This window comes from Shewanella psychrotolerans (assembly GCF_019457595.1).
GTDB classification, from domain to species: Bacteria; Pseudomonadota; Gammaproteobacteria; order Enterobacterales; family Shewanellaceae; genus Shewanella; species Shewanella psychrotolerans.
Map to the genome: position 1 here is coordinate 2999389 of NZ_CP080419.1, position 15620 is coordinate 3015008.

10 protein-coding genes are annotated in these 15620 nt (G+C 45.0%); 2 read left to right on the forward strand and 8 right to left on the reverse strand.

Features of this window, described 5'->3' with window-relative positions:
• Nucleotides 1-88 precede the first annotated feature (88 nt).
• Nucleotides 89-3970, reverse strand: coding sequence for a phosphoribosylformylglycinamidine synthase (gene purL / locus K0I62_RS13325; RefSeq protein ID WP_220071389.1), 3882 nt, complete (start codon nt 3968-3970; stop codon nt 89-91).
• Nucleotides 3971-4297: 327 nt separating this feature from the next.
• Here purL and mltF point away from each other — a divergent pair, with 327 nt between their 5' ends.
• Nucleotides 4298-5731 carry a membrane-bound lytic murein transglycosylase MltF gene (gene mltF, locus K0I62_RS13330; RefSeq protein WP_220068579.1) on the forward strand — a complete coding sequence of 478 codons (1434 nt, stop codon included), beginning with the start codon at nt 4298-4300 and terminating at the stop codon, nt 5729-5731.
• A 207-nt stretch (nt 5732-5938) separates the two neighbouring features.
• Here mltF and tadA read toward each other — a convergent pair whose 3' ends face one another.
• From tadA to guaB, 3 genes are all read right to left on the reverse strand, one after another.
• A complete protein-coding gene (gene tadA, locus K0I62_RS13335) occupies nt 5939-6448 on the reverse strand; it encodes a tRNA adenosine(34) deaminase TadA (protein ID WP_220068580.1) in 510 nt (169 codons plus the stop codon).
• Between the two features lie 199 nt (nt 6449-6647).
• On the reverse strand, nt 6648-8225 hold the full coding sequence (guaA, locus tag K0I62_RS13340; protein WP_220068581.1) for a glutamine-hydrolyzing GMP synthase: 1578 nt from the start codon (nt 8223-8225) through the stop codon (nt 6648-6650).
• A gap of 106 nt (nt 8226-8331) precedes the next feature.
• The gene (gene guaB / locus K0I62_RS13345; RefSeq protein WP_220068582.1) at nt 8332-9798 is read right to left on the reverse strand and encodes an IMP dehydrogenase; all 1467 of its coding nucleotides are present in this window, start codon (nt 9796-9798) and stop codon (nt 8332-8334) included.
• A gap of 119 nt (nt 9799-9917) precedes the next feature.
• Between guaB and xseA the strand changes: the two genes are divergently transcribed.
• Nucleotides 9918-11246 (forward strand): exodeoxyribonuclease VII large subunit, encoded by a 1329-nt coding sequence (gene xseA, locus K0I62_RS13350; RefSeq protein WP_220068583.1) that lies wholly within the window; start codon nt 9918-9920, stop codon nt 11244-11246.
• A gap of 811 nt (nt 11247-12057) precedes the next feature.
• On the opposite strand, the gene K0I62_RS13355 is transcribed toward xseA, so the two are convergent.
• The 4 genes from K0I62_RS13355 to K0I62_RS13370 form a co-directional block, all read right to left on the reverse strand.
• Nucleotides 12058-12495, reverse strand: a complete 438-nt coding sequence (locus K0I62_RS13355; protein ID WP_220068584.1) for a GNAT family N-acetyltransferase — start codon at nt 12493-12495, stop codon at nt 12058-12060.
• 103 nt (nt 12496-12598) lie between these two features.
• A complete protein-coding gene (locus tag K0I62_RS13360) occupies nt 12599-12871 on the reverse strand; it encodes a hypothetical protein (protein ID WP_220068585.1) in 273 nt (90 codons plus the stop codon).
• 163 nt (nt 12872-13034) lie between these two features.
• A complete protein-coding gene (locus tag K0I62_RS13365; protein WP_220068586.1) occupies nt 13035-14021 on the reverse strand; it encodes a DUF5677 domain-containing protein in 987 nt (328 codons plus the stop codon).
• Nucleotides 14022-15194: 1173 nt separating this feature from the next.
• Nucleotides 15195-15575, reverse strand: a complete 381-nt coding sequence (locus K0I62_RS13370; protein ID WP_220068587.1) for a VOC family protein — start codon at nt 15573-15575, stop codon at nt 15195-15197.
• Between the last annotated feature and the right edge of the window lie 45 nt (nt 15576-15620).

A 15620-nucleotide genomic window follows, 5' to 3' on the forward strand; every position in this document is an offset into this window, starting at 1 on the left:
ACGCTTTCACCCTACCTATTTAGAGATATAAAAAAAGGGCCTCGAATTTTCGAAGCCCTTTTTTTGCATTTAGCACACCAAATTAACCTTAACCTAATTTAGCTCTAACATTTCTAAACATTCTCATCCAAGGGCTATCTTCACCCCATTCATCTGGATGCCAAGAGTTAGCAACGGTTCTAAATACACGCTCAGGATGCGGCATCATAATAGTCACACGACCATCGCTATTACAGATCCCCGTAAGCGCATTAGGCGAACCATTAGGGTTTTCAGGATACTGAGTCGCAATATTGCCATGACCATCGACAAAACGCAGGGCCACAGTGCCAGATGCTTCCGCAGCAAGTAACGCCTCTGGAGAAGCAAACTCCGCACGCCCTTCACCATGAGAGACAGCGATTGGCATACGTGAGCCTTCCATGCCTTCAAAGAACAGTGATGGACTCTTTTGTACTTCAACCAAACTGAAACGTGCTTCAAAACGCTCAGAGCGGTTACGCACAAAATGCGGCCAGTGCTCAGTGCCAGGAATGATATCTTTTAAGTTAGACAACATCTGACAACCGTTACACACACCTAGCGCAAAGCTGTCTTCACGCTCAAAGAAGCGGCTAAACTGCTCACGTGCACGGGCATTAAATAGAATCGATTTTGCCCAACCTTCACCCGCGCCAAGTACATCACCATATGAGAAGCCACCACACGCCGCCAAGCCTTGGAACTCTTCTAGGCTTATACGACCTGCTAGGATATCCGACATGTGAACATCACGACTTTCAAAACCAGCTCTGTCGAACGCGGCAGCCATCTCTAGATGAGAGTTAACACCTTGCTCGCGCAAAATAGCCATCTTAGGTGCAGCGCCTTTAAGAATATAAGGGGCTGCAACATCTTCACTTGGATCAAATGTTAAATCGACCGTCAGGCCTGGCGCATCAGCAACTTGCTTAAGTGTAAACTCTTCAAGAGCGCACTCAGGATTATCACGCATCGCCTGCATACGATAAGTCGTTTCAGCCCAGATAGTTCTTAGCTCGCTACGAGACTCGACCAACACCTCAGTATCACCGTCGGTAATCGTAATGGTGTCGCCAGCCACTGGCTTGGCGATGCTATAACAAGCAACGCCTGCGGCTTGGTATTGGGCTTTTATCGCACTCGCCTCTGCCGCGCTGACTTGGATCACGGCGCCGAGTTCTTCGTTAAATAAACGCTCTAAATAACTGCCGCTAAGCGCGCCGATATTAACGTTAAGTCCGGTATTACCCGCAAACGCCATCTCAACTAAGGTCGTCAATAGACCACCGTCACTTCGATCGTGATAAGCGATAACAGATTGGTCTGCAACCAGCGTTTGGGTAACCTCAAAGAAACCACGAAGCAGCGCAGAATCATCAAGATCTGGTGCACAATCACCTAGCTGACTATACACCTGGGCTAAACAAGAACCACCAAGACGATGGTTACCACTGCTTAGATCAACCAGTAATAACTCCGTTTCACCCTTATCGCTTCTCAGCTCTGGGGTCACGGTCTTACGGATATCTTGCACCACACCAAAGGCGGTGATCACCAATGACATTGGCGAGGTTACAGTCTTATCTACACCATTGTCTTGCCATGCCGTTTTCATCGACATCGAGTCTTTACCGACCGGTATGGTCAGTTCTAGCTCAGGGCACAGCTCTTCACCTACGGCTTTAACCGCTTCATAAAGACCGGCATCTTCGCCTGGGTGACCTGCGGCCGACATCCAGTTAGCCGATAGCTTAATACGCTTAAACGAACCGATATCGGTTCCAGCAATATTCATGATAGATTCAGCCACCGCCATACGAGCCGATGCACCAAAATCTAATAATGCCAGCGGTGTACGCTCACCCAGTGACATTGCCTCACCAGAATAAGTGTCAAAACTTGATGCAGTTACCGCACAATCGGCAACAGGTACCTGCCAAGGCCCCACCATCTGGTCGCGATTAACAAGACCGGTTACGCTGCGATCACCTATGGTGATAAGGAAGGTTTTCTCTGCAACGGTAGGGAGACGAAGTACGCGGCGCACTGCATCTTTTAATTCGATACCGTCTTGCTCTAACGCTGGTGATTGTGCCTTCTTAGACGCCACATCTCGGCTCATCTTAGGCGCTTTACCTAACAGCACTTCCAGCGGTAGATCGATAGGCTTATTGTCAAAATGGGTATCAGACAATGATAGATGACGCTCTTCAGTGGCTTCACCAACGACCGCAAACGGCGCACGTTCGCGCTCACAAATCTTAGTGAAAACCTCAAGGTTTTCTGGCGCAACCGACATCACATAACGCTCTTGCGACTCATTACACCAGATCTCTAATGGGCTCATGCCAGGTTCGTCAGAAGGCACGTTACGTAGCTCAAACTTACCGCCACGCTCACCATCATTAACTAACTCAGGAAACGCATTTGATAAACCACCCGCGCCCACATCGTGAATAAACTGGATTGGGTTGTCTTCACCCATCTGCCAGCAGCGATCGATAACCTCTTGGCAACGACGCTCCATCTCAGGGTTTTCACGCTGAACCGAGGCAAAATCTAAATCTTCACTCGACTGGCCCGATGCCATAGATGAAGCCGCACCACCACCAAGGCCAATATTCATCGCAGGTCCGCCAAGCACAATCAACTTAGCACCAACGGTGATCTCACCCTTTTGGACATGTTCTTCACGAATGTTACCTAAACCACCAGCAAGCATGATCGGTTTGTGATAACCGCGCACCTCCACGCCATTATGGCTCGCGACTTCCTGCTCATAAGTACGGAAATAACCGACCAGTGCGGGGCGTCCAAACTCATTGTTAAATGCCGCACCACCTAATGGACCTTCAGTCATAATATCGAGGGCGTTAACGATGCGATCAGGTTTACCGTAATCCCCTTCCCAAGGCTGAACAAAGCCAGGGATTTTTAGGTTAGATACGCTAAAACCAGTTAAACCCGCTTTAGGCTTAGAACCACGACCTGTAGCGCCTTCATCACGGATCTCACCACCAGAACCGGTTGCAGCCCCAGGATATGGACTGATCGCTGTCGGGTGGTTATGGGTTTCAACCTTCATCAAGATATGCATAGGTTCGGTGTGATAAGCATAGACACCGTTTTGCTCAGGGAAAAAACGCCCAGCAACAGAACCTTCCATCACGGCAGCATTATCTTTATAGGCAGACAACACGTAGTCTGGAGTCTTCTCGAAGGTATTCTTAATCATTTTAAACAATGATTTAGGTTGAACCTCACCATCGATAGTCCAATCAGCGTTAAAGATTTTATGACGGCAATGCTCAGAGTTAGCCTGAGCAAACATCATCAATTCAACGTCATTAGGGTTACGATTAAGACGGACAAAGTTTTCAACTAAGTAATCAATCTCATCGTCGGCTAAGGCTAAGCCTAACTCAAGGTTAGCTAATTCTAGTGCGCGCTTACCTTCACCGAGAATGTTCACGCTGATCACTTTTGCGGGATCGGTACGGGTAAATAGTGCGATAGCCTGTTCAAACTCGGCTAAGATAACTTCAACCATGCGATCATGCAGCAAGCCAGCTAGCTGTTTTTGCTGCTCATCGTTTAGCGGCTCACCTTGTACATAATAGGCGACACCACGCTCTAAGCGCTTGACTTTATTGAGCCCACAATTGTGAGCAATATCAGTGGCTTTCGATGACCATGGAGAGATGGTCCCAGGACGAGGAGTGACAAAATACAGTGTGCCTTCAGGAGCGTGCGCTTCGATAGCGGGTCCATAGGTCAACAATTTCTCTAGTTGTTCGGTCTCACTAACATCTAAATCATCAGTTAAATCAGCTAAATGAACAAATTCAGCATAGATATCTTTTATAGGAAGTGCTGCATTTTCACAGGCTTCCATTAACTTTTGAACTCTAAATGCTGATAATGCAGGGGCTCCGCGGATGATCTCCATCACGTCTATTCACCTTATAAATTATAATTGCAGGGTCAGAACTGGCGTTATTATAGGGAAATGTCATACACAAATCATCCGTAGAGTCGTTTCAAAACAGAGTTTCCCGATATTTATTATCACCATAAACAGAAAACAGCTTTGTGTGATAAAGAAACTGACGCAGACAATAGAAATTGCTCCATAATTAAAGCGTCATGATAGCGAAATACTCTGCCATGATCTCAACGACTCAAGCATTGCTACTCAAGCGTTATCCCGTTTTCACTCCCTTATGATATAATTGTCGACTGCCTTTAAAAAACAGATTAAAAAAATAGAGTCTTAATGAAAAAAATGTTGTTTATCCTTAGCTGCTTAATATTACTGACTGCCTGTCAGCAATCAGCTGTGGAAGCAACAAAAGTCGCGCCTATTGTCGAATCTAAAACTGAGTTAAATGTGGGCACGCTTTATGGTGCGCAAATTTATGTTACAACCGGACAAGGTTTGGCAGGATTTGATTATGAGATGGCAGAACGATTTGCGCAGTACTTGGGACTAGACCTCAATATGCGACCCTACTCGAATATTAATGAACTATACCAAGCACTCAAACAAGGTGAGATTGACCTCATTGCTGCAGGACTTGCCGATACCAAAAACCGCCGCGAACAGTTTCGATTAGGCCCACCGCTCTATTACGTCAATCAAGTATTGGTATATAAACAAGGTGCCAAATATCCTACCGATATCAGCCAGCTTGATGACAATGTTACCGTTATCGCCGATTCCTCGTTTATTGAAACCTTAGCTAATCTACAAAAAATGTATCCCGAGCTAGTTTGGGATCAGCACAGTGATAAAGACAGTGAAGAGCTATTAGCCATGATCGCTCGCGATGAGATCAGCTATACCCTAGCCGATTCGACGACCTTTGAGATTAATCGCCGTTATATGCCAGAGCTCAGAGCTGGACCCGTTTTGCGTGAAGACCAAGCCATCGTCTGGCTACTACCCGCCAACAATAGCGACCAGCTCATGAGCGATCTATTAAGCTTTTGGCATGAGCAAAAGCGGAGCGGTACCCTCGCCCATTTAAACGAAAAATATTTTGCTCACGTTAAACGATTTGACTATGTGGACACCCGCGCGTTTCTGCGCGCTATCGATAGCAAGTTACCTAAATATCGAGAGCAATTTCAACAGCATGCAGGTGAACTCGACTGGAGAAAACTCGCGGCAACGGCATATCAAGAGTCACATTGGAATCCCAACGCTCGCTCACCTACAGGGGTTCGCGGCTTGATGATGCTAACGCTCCCCACCGCCAAACAGATGGGCATTAATAATCGTCTCGATCCGGTGCAAAGTATCAGAGGCGGCGCTAAATATCTCAACGATATTTTAACGCGACTCCCCGAATCCATTCCGGAAAATCAACGGATGTGGTTTGCCCTGGCCTCTTACAACATAGGCTACGGCCATGTTGAAGATGCGCGTAAGCTAGCGCAATCGATGGGACTCGATCCCAGTGCATGGCGGGATCTCAAACAGGTACTTCCCTTACTACAGAAACGAAAATACTATAAGCAGACGCGTTATGGCTATGCTAGAGGTAGCGAAGCGGTACATTATGTCGATAACATTAGACGCTACTATGATACATTGGTGTGGATTGATAATCAGAACCAAGAATTACAACACGATTTGATGGATGACACTCAGCAGACGGCTGAGAAAATAGAGGATGACCAGCTCGCTGGTGCCCAACCTCAATAAAAAAAGCACTTGCAGCGTAAAGGGATGGCTGCCAATACTTAAGGAGCGTTAATATGAAAAAGAGAACACTCAGTAATTTATCCTCAAGGCGCAGAACCCAGATAAAAGTGCGCCACCAACAGACAATGAATAGACAAAAACATTTTTTCACTTTTATTAAACAGTCTGCCAACGAAACTTTCTCGTAGACCATAATAAACCAAGGGCTTAATCATTAAGCCCTTGTTGTTTCTCTGCCATTTTCAATGCCTTTTTCTCGCGTCGGCGTCGGCGAAAAAACGCACTGAGTTGCTCGCCACACTCCTGCGCTAATATACCGCTGGTCACCTCCAATTGATGATTAAAACCACCAAAACGCACCAGATCTAATACGCTACCTGCCGCGCCCGTTTTTTGATCGCTAGCGCCATAAACCAAACGCCCAATGCGAGCGTGGACCATAGCGCCAGCACACATAGCACAAGGCTCTAACGTCACATAGATTGTGGTATCGAGCAGGCGATAATTTGCCAACGACTGACCCGCTGCGCGAATACAGCTCATCTCAGCATGAGCACTGGCGTCATGCTGACAAATATTGAGGTTAAATCCTTCGGCTATAATTTTGTCATCTTTAACCAGTACAGCTCCTACCGGGACTTCTCCAGCCTCTTCAGCCTTTGCAGCTAACGCCATTGCATGGCGCATAAAATAGATATCTCTCTCTTGTTGAGACAAGCCACTTCTCCATTTATGACGACAACACTGGTTGCCAGAACAGACTAAAACCAAACTCGTACCAAACTCAAAGTAAACTCAAAGTAAACTCAAAGCAAAGCTAGAACGACCGGTTACACTCATACTAGAATCGGTCACATTAACCACAAAAAAAAGGGCATATTGCTATGCCCCTTTTATTCAAGCTATCACAGCAAGATTATTCCCACTCAATGGTCGCAGGGGGCTTACCAGAAATATCGTAAACCACACGAGAAATACCGTCGATTTCATTAATGATGCGGTTTGATACGCGGCCTAAGAAATCATAAGGTAGATGCGCCCAATGTGCCGTCATAAAGTCGATAGTTTCTACCGCACGTAGAGAGACAACCCAATCGTACTTACGACCATCACCCATCACGCCCACAGAGCGCACAGGTAGGAACACGGTAAACGCTTGGCTGACTTTATTATAAAGATCTGCTTTATGCAGCTCTTCAATAAAGATCGCATCGGCGCGGCGCAGCAGATCGCAATACTCCTTTTTCACTTCACCCAGCACGCGAACACCAAGGCCAGGTCCAGGGAATGGATGACGGTAGAGCATATTGTAAGGCAAGCCTAACTCTAGACCAATCTTACGCACTTCATCTTTAAACAGCTCGCGAAGTGGCTCAACTAAGCCAAGCTCCATATCGTCTGGCAAACCGCCAACGTTATGGTGAGACTTAATCACGTGTGCCTTACCCGTCGCGCTTCCAGCTGATTCGATCACGTCAGGATAAATTGTACCTTGTGCTAACCATTTAGCATTAACGCATTTTTTCGACTCTTCATCGAAAATATCGACAAACACTTTACCAATGATCTTACGCTTAGCTTCTGGGTCCGCTTCACTAGCAAGGGCATCAAGGAAACGGTCTTCTGCATCAACATGAACGATGTTAAGTCCAAAGTGATCGCCAAACATCTCTAGCACTTGATCGGCTTCATTGAGACGTAATAAACCGTTATCAACAAACACACAAGTTAACTGTTTACCGATAGCACGGTGCAGTAGCATGGCGACAACCGATGAATCGACGCCACCCGACAGACCTAAAATAACTTCATCATCACCAATCTGCTGCTTTAAACGCGCAATAGCGTCTTCAATAATCGAAGATGGTTTCCAGTTAGCTTCACAGCCACAGATCCCCAGAGCGAAATGCTCCAGCATACGTTGACCTTGACGAGTGTGGGTCACTTCAGGGTGGAACTGAACACCGTAGAAACGCTTCTCTTCGTTTGCCATCGCAGCAAATGGACAGGTTTCAGTATTCGCAACCGTAATGAAGCCTTCAGGAATTTCAGAGACCTTATCACCGTGGCTCATCCACACATCGAGCAAAGCCTTACCGCTGTCGCTTACGGCATCTTCAATGCTTTTAAATAGCTGTGATGGTGCCTGCACTTCAACTTGAGCATAACCAAACTCACCTTCACCCACACCCCGGATCACTTTACCGCCAAGTTGTTCAGACATGGTTTGCATGCCATAGCAGATCCCAAGTACAGGAACGCCAGCATTAAACACATACTCAGGCGCACGTGGTGAGTTTTCGGCGGTGACACTTTCAGGACCACCAGCAAGGATAATACCGTTAGGTGCAAACTCTTTGATTTGCGCTTCAGACACATCCCATGCCCAAAGTTCACAGTAAACACCGATCTCACGGATGCGGCGGGCAATTAATTGCGTGTACTGAGATCCAAAATCGAGAATGAGGATCTTATGATCATGAATATTGCTCATGGTTTACCTTATTATCTTTCATATTATCGCGACTCGCCGATATCACTATCGACAGATCAAATTAACAAAAGGCAGCGTTATTAATAACACTGCCTGATTTCAATCTTTATGAACGGCTGCGGTAGTTCGGCGCTTCTTTACTGATGGTCACATCATGCACATGAGACTCACCCATACCTGCCGATGTTACCTTCACAAATTCAGCTTTCTCGTTGAGGTCTTTGATCGTTGGACAACCAGTTAGCCCCATGCATGAACGCAAACCACCCATATACTGATGGATGATCTCTTTAAGCTTACCTTTGTACGGTACGCGACCTTCAATACCTTCTGGTACTAGCTTGTCTGCAGCGTTGTCAGTTTGAAAGTAACGGTCCGATGACCCTTGAGTCATTGCACCAAGTGAACCCATGCCACGATATGATTTATAAGCACGACCATTGTAAAGTTCAGTTTCACCTGGAGCTTCGTCAGTACCAGCAAACATAGAACCTGCCATGATGCATGACGCGCCAGCAGCTAATGCCTTAGCTAAGTCACCAGAGAAACGAATACCACCATCGGCAATAACAGGGATATCTAAGTGCTTAACAGCTGCCGCCGCATCAGATACCGCAGTAATTTGTGGAACACCCACACCCGTCACGATACGAGTGGTACAGATAGATCCAGGGCCAATACCCACTTTAACTGCGTTAACGCCTGCTTCGACTAAGGCTAGTGCGCCTTCAGCCGTTGCGACGTTACCGCCAACAATTTGTAGATCTGGGTATTTAGCACGCGTATCACGAATACGCTGTAACACGCCTTCTGAATGACCATGTGATGAATCGATAAGCAAGACATCGATACCAGCAGCAACCAGCGCATCGACACGCTCTTCGTTGCCCGCACCAGCGCCAACAGCGGCACCGACACGTAGACGACCAAACTCATCTTTACAAGCGTTTGGCTTCTCTTCCGCTTTTTGGAAATCTTTAACAGTGATAAGCCCTTTTAGACGATAATTAGCATCGATCACTAAGACTTTTTCAACACGATGAGCATGCATCAACTTTTGCACTTCATCGAGAGGCGTACCTTCTGGTACAGTAACAAGGCGCGCTTTCGGCGTCATTACTTGCTCGACAGTACGGCTCCAATCAGTGATAAAACGTACATCACGGCCGGTAATAATACCCACCAATTCGTTCGCATCATCAACAACAGGATAACCAGCAAAGCCATTCTTTTGTGTCAATACTTTCAGCTCAGCAAGTGTTGTAGAAGGCGTTACCGTTACAGGTTGTTGAACGATACCCGCTTCATAGATTTTCACTTGGCGAACTTGCTCTGCCTGCTGCTCTATGCTCATATTTTTATGAATAAAACCAATACCACCTTCTTGCGCCATCGCGATCGCAAGACGAGCTTCAGTCACGGTATCCATGGCTGCAGACACAATTGGCATATTGAGTTCTATTGTTTGGGTTAAACGAGTATTAAGAACAGCTGTATTAGGGAGTACAGTCGAATGTGCAGGAACAAGCAAAACATCGTCAAAGGTAAGTGCTTCTTTTTTTAAACGTAGCATGGCAACATCTCCCCATGTAGGTGATATAAGAGGTAAAATATTGCGGCGGGATTATACCTTGCATATTGAGCTTGGTAAATGGAAAATAGTAAAAAAGTCGCTTTAGTTGTAAAATTTCTATGAATATGCCGAAAAATAATGTTTACACCGTATCCCGTCTCAATGGAGAGGTCAGACAACTTCTCGAAGGCGAACTGGGTCGGATCTGGCTAGAAGCTGAGATCTCCAATTTTTCGGCGCCCAGTTCTGGCCACTGGTATTTAACCTTAAAAGATAACTACGCCCAGATCCGCTCGGCCATGTTCAAAGGTAAAAATCGCAGCGTGACTTTTAGACCAGCCAATGGACAGCAGGTCTTAGTTAAAGGCTCTATTAGCGTATACGAGCCTAGAGGCGACTATCAACTTATCATCGACTCCATGTTACCTGCAGGTGATGGCTTATTAGCGCAGCAATATGAAGCCTTAAAAATGAAACTGGCCGCTGAAGGCCTATTTGCAGCAGACACTAAGCGACCACTGCCCCATAATATTCAACGCATCGGTGTTATTACCTCAGCAACAGGTGCTGCAATAAGAGATGTACTACAGGTACTCAAACGCCGCGATCCCTCTATTGAGGTCATAATCTATCCCGCCCCCGTCCAAGGCGAACATGCAGATAGAGCAATATGTCACGCCATTATGCAAGCCAACGATCGCAATGAGGTCGACGTGTTGCTGGTTACCCGCGGCGGCGGTTCATTAGAAGACTTATGGTGCTTTAACAGTGAAGCGCTGGCCCATACAATTTACAACAGTGCGCTTCCCATTGTCTCAGCGGTCGGTCATGAGGTCGACACCACCATTAGCGACTACGTTGCCGATCTTCGTGCCCCGACGCCGTCAGCAGCGGCTGAGTTGCTGTCACAAGATGCCCTAAGCAAAAGCGATAAGCTCATTATGGCGATCACCCGCTTAAAACAAGGTTGGCAACATTACCGCCTAAAGCAGCAGCAACGCTTTAGCATGATCGAGCATCGTTTACATAGGCAAGATCCCAAACGCCAGTTACAACAGTATGAGCAGCGCTTCGATGAGATGCAGCTCAGACTCGAATCGGCGATCAATGCCAGACTGGCAAAATTGAATATGAGCAGCCAAGGGTTAGCCCACCGATTAGCACAGCAATCCCCTAGCAACCGCTTAAGGCTGGAACAGAGTCGATTAAGTTTTTTAAACCAAAAGCTTAATAAAGCAATGCAAACTAGATTATCTGATGCAAACACCGCATTAACTCACGCCGCCCACCAGTTAGACACCGTCAGTCCACTCGCAACACTAAGCCGTGGCTACAGCATTACCTTAGATGCAAATGAAAGGGTCGTACAAAAAGTGGCCGATGTTAACGCAGGCGACAGGCTAACCACTAAGCTCATCGATGGTGAAGTGCAATCTACCGTATTGTGACAGACGGCTAAGTTAGCCTAAATAAACTCAGCTACATTTTGCCCCCAATAGCTAGGCCTTCGAATGAAGGTGTTGGCATTTTTGTGGTTTAACATTTGGGTGTGTTCGTTTTTACATAGCTGATGGTAGCGTTGACCTTCATGGTTTTGAATTGCTTGCCGCAGGTGAAGCGCATGGATGCGCAAATGTCGTGATCACAGGATGTGAAAGAGCGACCTATTCGTGCAGATACTTCTTCGGCTCGCTGTAAACCCATCCCTGGGCGCTCTACGATTTCATCCATGAAATCGAAGGCCTCAGCCGCACCTACACCGACTTTTCTATCTCTTCGATTTGACCTTATGAGAAGGTTTTGGACAAAAGTGTTCTGGCCTTGGAATGAAGGGGCTAGCATTTTTGGCTTGTAGCATTTAGCTGTGTTGATTTTTACTTCGCTGATGGTAGCGTTGACCTTCATAGTTTTGAATTGCTTGCAGCAGGCCTCACGTGCAAACACATTTGTGACACGGTGAGTGAAGCGTAGCTTCGTGCTTACGAACGAGAGGCATGGATGCCGAACTGGCTTTTAGACATGGACGTTGTTCAAGCACTTCCATGTGAGCTCTACCTCGGCATCCATGCCTCGGAAGGTCACAACTGTGTTCACACCGAGTTTTCTATCTCTTCGATTTGACCTTACTGGTACCACTTAGGCAATCACAAGTTAACTCATTTCTGGACATTTTCGAGTTAAAGCCTTAACTCTAACCTGTCAGTTTCGGATAAAAATTTCTATGGGATAACGCCCTGCTTAGGGACACAAATACGGCGGCTATAATTGGATAAGAGCTAGCATATCGTCACCATCTTCATCCAAGCCGACTTCTTGAAACCCAAAGCTGGAATAGAAATCTTTAGCAACCGGATTAGTGGGGTTATAGCATATTTCGATTTCTTTAATGCCAGGAGTTTGCTTTATAGCCTCGATTGCCAGCGTTAAAGCTTTCCGACCTATCCCTTGGTTCTGATGACTCTTGTCAACCATAAACCGCCAAATTGAAACTTTTGAAACTGATTCTTTAACCCACATAAAGAAACCAACGGGTTTATCGTCGAAGCAAATGGCCTTACAAGTGTGACCTTCGTTATAAAATGACTCAACTAATGACCACATGTTGCACGCTACATAATCTTCTTGTGCTTCAGTGACATCAAGGTCACAGACTGACTCATAATTTTTCTTGTTTATTTCTTCCAATGAAATTTGCATGTTCATCCTGAATTCTAACGCTCCGTTAACGGGTGAGCGTAGTTCGCGAGTCCGTGCCAGCGTTGTTTGCTGGCGTTTTCGTTAAACGGCTTGTTATATGCCATTACAAACACCTACCTTGCCGCCCTATTTCGTATTCAGTTAGTTCACGTTTTTCATTTACTTGGAAGGCCAATTTATACACCCAGGAAACGCAAACAACGCTATTTTCTTTCGTTTCTTCAAGTACAAGAAAATATCCCTCGTCTCCTTTTGCAACATTAAAAGGAATATTATGAGATGTAGCCCAACGTTCAATATCTTCGTATGTAGATCCATCGGGAATTTGAGTTGAAAATTCACTTTTCCAGTATGAAATTCTCTCATCTTCCTTCACTACACGGGAACAACCAAGGACTGAAAATACTACAAGTAATATCGCGATGTATCTCATGGCATATAACGCTTTGCTAAGCGGCAATAAAATTGTTGGCTAAAATTAGCGAGGAACGAGCAAAAGCCAACTGTTTTTTGTCCGTTTAAGCAACTTGTTATATTGGTCATTCTACACTCAAAAATGCATCTCCAACTTCTTTGACGTAATTATCTATTATCCTCATGAAGATCACTGAATCCTTATAATCCAAACCACTATTTTCATCTTCAATATATGTACCCAAAAATATAGTAGTAATTTGAGCCAAACTAATTGCTGTAAAATGTGCAGGTTCAGTTAGTCCTGAGTTGGATTGACCACAAAGCAGCATATCGTATTTTGCCTCACTCATTGCATACAGTGAAGCCATTTCGAAATAATCAGAATGTATATTCCGATTAGCTAATAAGTAATTATGTGACCATTTTTCAAGTCCAACATACTCACTTAACTTTCCTATTTTCGAAAACTTTGTGTGCTTACGAGCCCAATTCCAATGGGATTCTCCATTGGTAACCTCTTTTTTTAGGTTTGAATAATATTCAGCTTCTTCATCTGTAAAGGTTTCTTGCCCCATTGCTTCTGCTGTTTTCCTGTGTTCTTCGATACCTTCAGCGGTATGGATTGCTCCTTGCTTGATATAATCAATAGCAGCTTCTTTTCCGTGTTTTTGTATAACAAGGCAAGTAACTACCATTTCATACAATGTACGCCATCGAGCTAAAGCTGCATCAGGGTAACCACCTTCAAGGAGATGGATTATTTCACCCGAAATACGGCATGCATGTGCATGTTGACGAAGAAAAACACCAATTAATTCATCGGTTTCATATTTTGGGTTCTTCAAGAATTGTTCTTGAAAGTTCATACCTGCTTGTAAGCAGGTTTCCCTTAATCCATGAAGTTTTCGAAAGCCGACAGCCCAGCGTTTTCTGTTTCTTTTTATAAAAGCATCATGTTCAGAAACAATACTTTTAATTCTTGTTTCTTCCTGCTCTTTTGTATCTTCGATTAAGATATCGGATACTAAATTTTTGACAGCTTCATAACTTGGACTTTCACCATTTTCTCTTAGCTTACTTTCGGCGAGATCTAATAATTCTTCGAACAATGATGACTCCAAAACTTGAGACCAATATAACGATCTAGTTCACGAGCCGAAGGTCTCGTGTAACGGCTTGTTCTTTACTTTCGGAGAGAGGAGGTTATCGCTACTCAATCCGTGAGTTCATATTCCATGCCCTTGGGGCTTAATTGATGCCCCATGCGGCGTGAGTGAAGCATCGCTTCTTTACTTGAAGTCACTTGCAGGTCTCTTTAAAGCTTCGCTTTACGAGCCTTAGCAAGGGCTTTCAAGCTATCATAAATAAGGCGTTTCTTCCATCGCGTTTGGCTCTATCTATTCCTTCGGCTAGACTTAAATATCACTTCTTTTTTGCTAAAAATCGTCTACCGCAGGTAAGAACATTTTATTAGTGCGCATGCGCGTTTACCTCTTTGGACCAGTGAAAACGCGCACAGTTAACTATCTGTATACAATGAACTTATCAGCATTTTTCTAAATATACCATCTGGAAAAACGCGCATGCGCGTTTTCCAAACCTATTATCTACTTAACGAATATTGTAAGTAGTTAATTCTAAAGTCATTTATTTATACCGAAATGAGAAAATGCGCAAAAACACAAGATGAAAATCGTTCAAAATCCTTATGATTTTAATATAACTGTATACTTATCCCGTTTTTTGATGGGCCGTATGTAGTGGCGTAGTGAATTGCATCTCACGGGTGTCACGATGATAATTGCTAGGCCAAAAAGTCCGTTCGTTACTGATCCACCGATAACTTGTTAAGCCACTTTGGGGCAAAAATCAGTTAGCTTTCACGCCTTAAACACACCAATACCGCCAAATCGAAGAGACGTTAAATACCAAGTGTAGATACGCCTGTGACCTTCGGTTTCAGGGATGAAACCGCAGAGCGGCCAGGGATGGCGCACAGCGTGTCACAGGCGTATCTGCACAGCCCTCGCCGGGCAGGCGTTAGATGGCGATGAAGGTATGACCTTCAACTCATTTAATAAATGAGCGTGTCGCCAAATGCCAACCAAGCAAACTAGAGAAATGCCAAACCTGCATTCTAAGGGCAACAAACTTTGGGGCAAAAGCCTGTTAACTTTTATCAACAAAAAGCGGATTAGCTTATGTTTGATCACTTAACCCGAGTTCAGGTTACCTAATCACAACGCTAATCCACCCCAACATAAACGAGTCAATAACCGAAACTAAGCTACTCGATGAAGTGCACAAATTTTATTTCCTGAAGGATCTCTTAGATAAGCCAAATACAACTTACCTACCGCCCCTTCTCTAAGGCCTGGTGGTTGTTCACAAGCTGTGCCACCATTAGCTAAGCCTGCAGTATGCCAAGCATCGACTAACTCGGTATTTTTTGCGTTGAAGCCCAAAGTGCTTCCATTACCACGAGTCGCTGGTTCGCCATCAATAGGTTTTGTTAACGCGAATACGCCACTTGCAGAGAAATAAAAGCAGCGTCCTTTCTCATCAAACACACCTGCGTCATAACCTAACGAACCTAAGATCGCATCATAAAATGCTTTTGATTTTTCAATATCATTAGCACCGAGCATCACATGACTAAACATCAAATCTCCTTATCAAATTATTCTAACTAGACATTAGGGTCCTAT

Excerpts from the sequence above, each read along its gene's own strand:
- purL (WP_220071389.1), bottom strand. The coding sequence starts at position 3,970 with ATGGAGATCATCCGCGGAGCCCCTGCATTATCAGCATTTAGAGTTCAA.
- mltF (WP_220068579.1), top strand. The coding sequence starts at position 4,298 with ATGAAAAAAATGTTGTTTATCCTTAGCTGCTTAATATTACTGACTGCC.
- guaA (WP_220068581.1), bottom strand. The coding sequence starts at position 8,225 with ATGAGCAATATTCATGATCATAAGATCCTCATTCTCGATTTTGGATCT.
- guaB (WP_220068582.1), bottom strand. The coding sequence starts at position 9,798 with ATGCTACGTTTAAAAAAAGAAGCACTTACCTTTGACGATGTTTTGCTT.
- xseA (WP_220068583.1), top strand. The coding sequence starts at position 9,918 with ATGAATATGCCGAAAAATAATGTTTACACCGTATCCCGTCTCAATGGA.
- K0I62_RS13355 (WP_220068584.1), bottom strand. The coding sequence starts at position 12,495 with ATGCAAATTTCATTGGAAGAAATAAACAAGAAAAATTATGAGTCAGTC.
- K0I62_RS13370 (WP_220068587.1), bottom strand. The coding sequence starts at position 15,575 with ATGTTTAGTCATGTGATGCTCGGTGCTAATGATATTGAAAAATCAAAA.